This window comes from Clostridium sp. BJN0001 (assembly GCF_022869825.1).
Taxonomy (GTDB): Bacteria; Bacillota; Clostridia; order Clostridiales; family Clostridiaceae; genus Clostridium.
In genome coordinates this window covers 2,475,001-2,480,000 of the sequence record NZ_CP094971.1, presented here as the reverse complement: position 1 = coordinate 2,480,000, position 5,000 = coordinate 2,475,001, and the positions used below count along the sequence as shown (strand labels likewise).

Below are 5,000 nucleotides of genomic sequence, written 5' to 3'. Positions count from 1 at the left end.
CTAATAAAGGTCAAGCTACAAAGGGCGCATGGTGAATGCCTTGGCATCAGGAGCCGATGAAGGACGCGATAAGCTGCGATAAGCTTCGGGTAGACGCACATAGTCTGAGATCCGGAGATTTCCGAATGAGGAAACTCACATGGGAAACCCCATGTATTGTAAAGTGAATAAATAGCTTTATGAGGGTAAACCTAGGGAACTGAAACATCTAAGTACCTAGAGGAAGAGAAAGAAAAATCGATTTCCAAAGTAGCGGCGAGCGAAATGGAAGGAGCCCAAACCGGAAATTTATTTCCGGGGTTGCGGACAGAACATAACGAAGACATATAATTAACTGAACTAGCTGGAAAGTTAGACCGTAGAAGGTAAAAGTCCTGTAAGTAAAAATCATATTCTTCAAGTTCTGCACCAGAGTACCACGAGACACGTGAAACCTTGTGGGAAGCTGGGAGGACCACCTCCCAAGGCTAAATACTACCTGATGACCGATAGTGAAGAAGTACCGTGAGGGAAAGGTGAAAAGAACCCCGGGAGGGGAGTGAAATAGAATCTGAAACCATGTGCCTACAACCGATCAGAGCACCTTATGTGTGTGATGATGTGCTTTTTGTAGAACGAGCCAACGAGTTACGGTATGTAGCAAGGTTAAGTACTTAAGGTACGGAGCCGAAGGGAAACCAAGTCTTAATAGGGCGACTAGTTGCATGCTGTAGACCCGAAACCGGGTGACCTATCCATGGCCAGGTTGAAGCGAGGGTAAAACCTTGTGGAGGACCGAACCACGTTGCTGTTGAAAAAGCATGGGATGAGCTGTGGATAGCGGAGAAATTCCAATCGAACTCGGATATAGCTGGTTCTCCTCGAAATAGCTTTAGGGCTAGCGTCGGAAAATGTGAGTAGTGGAGGTAGAGCACTGAATAGGCTAGGGGGCATAGAGCTTACCGAACCTTATCAAACTCCGAATGCCATATACTATCAGTCCGGCAGTCAGACTATGAAAGATAAGTTCCATGGTCAAAAGGGAAACAGCCCAGATCGTCAGCTAAGGTCCCAAAGTGTAAGTTAAGTGGAAAAGGATGTGGGATTTCTAAGACAACTAGGATGTTGGCTTAGAAGCAGCCACTCATTAAAAGAGTGCGTAATAGCTCACTAGTCAAGAGATCCTGCGCCGAAAATGTCCGGGGCTCAAACTTACCACCGAAGCTACGGGTTCATACTTTAGTATGAGCGGTAGAGGAGCGTCGTAATTGGGTTGAAGTCGTACCGTAAGGAGCGGTGGACTGATTACGAGTGAGAATGTTGGCATTAGTAGCGAGATGTAGGCGAGAATCCTACAGGCCGAATATCTAAGGTTTCCTCAGGAAGGTTTGTCCTCTGAGGGTTAGTCGGGACCTAAGCCGAGGCCGAAAGGCGTAGGTGATGGACAATTGGTTGATATTCCAATACCACTACCATCGTTATTATCGAGGGTGTGACGGAGAAGGATAAGATGTGCTAGCTATTGGACGCTAGTCTAAGCATTTAGGGAGTAGGAACAGGAAAATCCGTTCCTATAATTCTGAGGTGTGATGGGGAAGGTTCCTTGTGAACCGAAGTATCTGATTCCATGCTTCCAAGAAAAGCATCTAGAGAGAGAAGTAGTGCCCGTACCGCAAACCGACACAGGTAGATGAGGAGAGAATCCTAAGGCCGACGGAAGAATTGCAGTTAAGGAACTAGGCAAATTGACCCCGTAACTTCGGAATAAGGGGTGCCTGCGAGAGCAGGTCGCAGAGAATAGGCACAAGCAACTGTTTAACAAAAACACAGGTCTCTGCTAAAGCGTAAGCTGATGTATAGGGGCTGACGCCTGCCCGGTGCTGGAAGGTTAAGGGGAATACTTAGCGTAAGCGAAGGTATGAACTTAAGCCCCAGTAAACGGCGGCCGTAACTATAACGGTCCTAAGGTAGCGAAATTCCTTGTCAGGTAAGTTCTGACCCGCACGAATGGCGTAATGACTTGTGCACTGTCTCAACTGCAAATCCGGCGAAGTTGTAGTACGAGTGAAGATGCTCGTTACCCGCGATTGGACGGAAAGACCCCGTAGAGCTTTACTGTAGCTTAGCATTGAATTTCGGTATTGTCTGTACAGGATAGGTGGGAGACTGGGAATTCAGGTCGCCAGATCTGAATGAGTCGTTGTTGGGATACCACCCCGACAGTACTGAAGTTCTAACTGGATGCCATGAAACTGGTGACAGGACATTGTTAGGTGGGCAGTTTGACTGGGGCGGTCGCCTCCTAAAATGTAACGGAGGCGCCCAAAGGTTCCCTCAGAACGGTCGGAAATCGTTCGAAGAGTGCAAAGGCAGAAGGGAGCCTGACTGCGACACATACAGGTGGAGCAGGGACGAAAGTCGGGCTTAGTGATCCGGTGGTACCTCGTGGGAGGGCCATCGCTCAACGGATAAAAGCTACCTCGGGGATAACAGGCTGATCTCCCCCAAGAGTTCACATCGACGGGGAGGTTTGGCACCTCGATGTCGGCTCGTCGCATCCTGGGGCTGAAGTAGGTCCCAAGGGTTGGGCTGTTCGCCCATTAAAGCGGCACGCGAGCTGGGTTCAGAACGTCGTGAGACAGTTCGGTCCCTATCCGTCGCGGGCGTAGGAAATTTGAGAGGAGCTGTCCTTAGTACGAGAGGACCGGGATGGACTGACCTATGGTGTACCAGTTGTTTCGCCAGAAGCATAGCTGGGTAGCTAAGTCGGGACGGGATAAACACTGAAAGCATCTAAGTGTGAAGCCCACCTCAAGATAAGATTTCCCATAGCGTAAGCTAGTAAGACCCCTTGAAGACGACAAGGTTGATAGGTCAGGGGTGTAAGTATAGTAATATATTTAGCTGACTGATACTAATAGGTCGAGGGCTTGACCAAATTAAAAAAAGTTGTAATACATGATTTATATGCAATTTTGAAAGAACAAATCTTTCAAAAATATCTGGTGATGATGGCGTAGAGGTAACACTCCTTCCCATACCGAACAGGACAGTTAAGGTCTATAGCGCTGATGGTACTGCATGGGTGACTGTGTGGAAGAGTAAGACGTCGCCAGGTTAGAATGCGTTATTAGCTCAGTTGGTAGAGCACCTGACTCTTAATCAGGGTGTCCGGGGTTCGAATCCCCGATGACGCACCATTTATGGTTTACTAGCTCAGTCGGTAGAGCACATGACTTTTAATCATGGTGTCCCGGGTTCGATTCCCGGGTAAGCCACCAATTTAATAGAGATTGCTTAGTTTTATTATATAATAGTTTCTACATTTTGATGTAGAAACTATTTTTGTATTTATTGTTTTAATACATTTTAATATTATGTTCAAAAAAGGCAGATTCATAAATTGAATCTGCCTTTTTATTAGTTAGTATGAAATTTATTTTTATATAGCTCTTTTTAAGTACTTATTTTTTAAAAATATCGTTTCTTATAAATTTTATAAATTTAATTAAACTATTCAAGTCATCTTTGATTGTAGAATCAGTATCGTCTGAAAGATAATTCTCATTTAGTAATGTCATAATGAAGAAAACAATTCCTATATTTATATATATGTCTTTTATATCAGCAACAAATAAATTATTTACTCCAATAAAATCTAAACTTCCACCATAAAAAAACTTATCAATTAAGGAACATATAGCTCCAGATAATATAAAAATATAAGCCATATCACTTGAAAAACTTTTATTCCCATTATGATGATAATATCTATATATTTCTGTAAAAAGAAAAATAGCAATAAGATTGATTATTATTAGAAAAGTAAAACTTAATGAAGTACCAAATCGTGCATTAAGCCAAGAACCATTTGTATTAATAATTGGACTAAAATATAATGCCTTATCTATTAGAGGAAAAAAAGAATTAAAATAGAATAATTTAATTATAAGCTTAATACCTTGATCTAATCCTAATAGAATTATTATTAAAAGTATAATGTTATTTGATTTAGTAATTCCAATTGGATATTTTTTATCAACAGTATAAATAAAGATATTCACAAGAAAGAATAAAAAAACTAAAAAAATGTTGAAAACTAATGTATGTATGTTACTAATTCTCCCAGAAAAAAGTTCAAATATTGTATATATAGACCAGATAAATGGTAAAATACATATATTAATAAATTTATTTTTCATAATGAACCTCCTAAAAAGTTTACATTACTTTAAAGTTTAACATAAGTAAAAACAAAATTCACTATTATTACATTGAAAGGAAAAAATAAATATTTTTATAAAAAGCAAAGGAAGTGTTATTTTATGCTTACATTTTTAGCAGTATCAGATTCAATAGGAGAGACAGCAAATCAAGTAGCTAGAGCAGCTGCAAGTCAATTTGCTGAGAAAATAGAAGTAAAAAGAATACCATATGTAAAAGATCTTGAAGATGTTTCGGATGTTATGAAAGTAGCTGAAGAATGTGAAGAAGTAATAATAATATCAACAATAATAACAGTTGATGTAAGAGAATATCTCACTGAGCGAGGTATGGAAAGAAATATTTCTGTTATTAATGTATTAGGACCACTTATAAATATATCAGCAACAATTCTTAATGCTAAACCACAGTATAATCCTGGAGCTATGAGAAAAATCGATCAAGTGTATTTTAAGAGAATTGAAGCTATGGAATTTGCTATGCAATATGATGATAGCAAAGATTATAGAGGACTAAAAAATGCGGATGTTGTTTTAATAGGACTTTCAAGAACATCAAAGACTCCGCTATGCATGTATCTTGCTAACAAAGGGATCAAAGCTATAAATATTCCTTTAATGCCGGAAGTTGGTGTACCGGATGAATTATATGAAGTAGACAGAAGAAAAGTGTTTGGACTTAAAATAGATCCACTACATCTTATAGAAATAAGAAAGAAGAGACTTGATAAATTTCATAGAATAACTGCAAGAATACAATATGCAGATGATGAAAGAGTCCTTAAAGAACTTGATTAT

The 5,000-nt window shown here is 40.1% G+C and carries 2 protein-coding genes, 2 tRNA genes and 2 rRNA genes (1 of these 6 running past the window's edge); 5 read left to right on the top strand and 1 reads right to left on the bottom strand.

Features of this window, described 5'->3' with window-relative positions; translation table 11 throughout:
• Positions 1-8 precede the first annotated feature (8 nt).
• The 4 genes from MTX53_RS12035 (at position 9) to MTX53_RS12020 (ending at position 3,260) form a co-directional block, all read left to right on the top strand.
• Positions 9-2,917 (top strand): 23S ribosomal RNA (locus MTX53_RS12035).
• Positions 2,918-2,980: 63 nt separating this feature from the next.
• Positions 2,981-3,097, top strand: a 5S ribosomal RNA gene (gene rrf / locus MTX53_RS12030).
• 6 nt (positions 3,098-3,103) lie between these two features.
• Positions 3,104-3,179 (top strand) — tRNA-Lys (locus MTX53_RS12025).
• A 5-nt stretch (positions 3,180-3,184) separates the two neighbouring features.
• A tRNA-Lys gene (locus MTX53_RS12020) sits at positions 3,185-3,260 on the top strand.
• A gap of 183 nt (positions 3,261-3,443) precedes the next feature.
• Here MTX53_RS12020 and MTX53_RS12015 read toward each other — a convergent pair.
• Entirely contained in the window at positions 3,444-4,181 is a 738-nt protein-coding gene (locus tag MTX53_RS12015; protein ID WP_244833999.1) for a signal peptidase II, read from the bottom strand.
• A 123-nt stretch (positions 4,182-4,304) separates the two neighbouring features.
• Here MTX53_RS12015 and MTX53_RS12010 point away from each other — a divergent pair, with 123 nt between their 5' ends.
• Positions 4,305-5,000: the 5' portion of a pyruvate, water dikinase regulatory protein gene (locus tag MTX53_RS12010; protein ID WP_244833998.1), read on the top strand. The gene runs 111 nt beyond the window's last position; the window shows 696 of its 807 coding nt (coding positions 1-696); the start codon lies at positions 4,305-4,307; the stop codon falls past the right edge of the window.

Bases quoted from the DNA above. Each gene is read 5' to 3' on its own strand.
- MTX53_RS12015 (WP_244833999.1), bottom strand. From the start codon at position 4,181: ATGAAAAATAAATTTATTAATATATGTATTTTACCATTTATCTGGTCT.